Origin of the sequence: Proteus sp. fly-1067 (genome assembly GCF_040139345.1) — a bacterium.
Lineage (GTDB): Bacteria > Pseudomonadota > Gammaproteobacteria > Enterobacterales > Enterobacteriaceae > Proteus > Proteus vulgaris_B.
On record NZ_JBEEUL010000261.1, the window covers coordinates 1 to 529 of the forward strand.

Consider the following 529-nt stretch of genomic DNA (forward strand, 5'->3'; position numbering starts at 1 on the left):
GTTGTTGGCAAAAATCTGCATAGAGATCGTAGAAACGCAGTGAGATCCAACGGTTATTCACACTCTCATATAGGTTATTATTAGCACGTAAAAACAAGGCCACGCGCTCACCCTTGAATAAGCCATTTGGCAACATTTTGGCTAACATGCTACCTGACCAGATATGCTGCTCTTGAGGGCTGACGACAAACAACCCACGACGCCCAGAGGTTCCAGAGGACAGCCCAACACTGTACTTGCCAACTTTGGGGGCAAAATCACGTGATTGTTCGCTTTGCTGAGCACAATGGAATAGTACTTGGCTAGATAAACCTGCGGTATTCATTTGATCGAAGTGATCCATCATGATTTGTTTATTCATAATGGGAAATTGTTCAAGAGGGCGATCAATAAAGGCTCTAAAATAGGGGCTTTTACGCAATACCTTATGTTTGAAAGCCGTAAGCTGTTTTTGCTGATAAGCTTCTAGTTCAGCTCTACTTTTAAAATGGCGATGGCGAGTACGCCAATAATGCCATAGCATTGCGAC

At 43.5% G+C, this 529-nt stretch carries 1 pseudogene; it reads right to left on the minus strand.

The window, feature by feature from the left end:
- A pseudogene (locus tag ABN217_RS20320) lies at positions 1 to 523 on the minus strand (F390 synthetase-related protein); the annotation flags it as partial.
- Positions 524 to 529: the final 6 nt, after the last annotated feature.